The following is a 463-nucleotide window of genomic DNA, read 5'->3' on the forward strand; positions in this document are numbered from 1 at the left end:
GGTAAGACTACTTTCATGAAAGCATTGGTTAATCACATTCCTTTAAGTGAGCGACTAATCAGCATTGAGGATGCTAGGGAGCTATTTCTTCCTCATGAAAATGTAGTTCATTTGCTTTACTCAAAAGGTGGACAAGGTAGTTCAAATATTACGGCACAAAGTTGTATGGAATCCTGTCTGCGTATGAAGCCGGATAGAATTATTCTAGCAGAGCTACGTGGTGACGAATCATTTTATTTTATTCGAAATTGTGCATCTGGACACCCGGGATCTCTTACAAGTTGCCATGCTGGTAGCACAGAACAACCATGGGATCAATTGGCATTCATGGTAAAAGCATCAACAGAAGGAAGTGGTCTGGAGTTTGACGTTATTAAAAACCTGCTTAGGCAGAACATTGATATTGTTGTGCACATTAAAGCTCATGCTGGACAACGTTCTATTACGGGTATTGATTTTAATC

Annotated in this window: 1 protein-coding gene; it reads left to right on the top strand. The window is 39.7% G+C overall.

Features of this window, described 5'->3' with window-relative positions; all coding sequences use genetic code 11:
• Window positions 1–15: 15 nt before the first annotated feature.
• Window positions 16–463 (top strand): ATPase, T2SS/T4P/T4SS family (locus ACTHTQ_RS11325; protein ID WP_440363972.1); only part of this gene is annotated, 448 nt, incomplete at its 3' end.

The organism is Neisseria sp. P0020.S003, from assembly GCF_051957095.1.
GTDB lineage: Bacteria > Pseudomonadota > Gammaproteobacteria > Burkholderiales > Neisseriaceae > Neisseria > Neisseria subflava.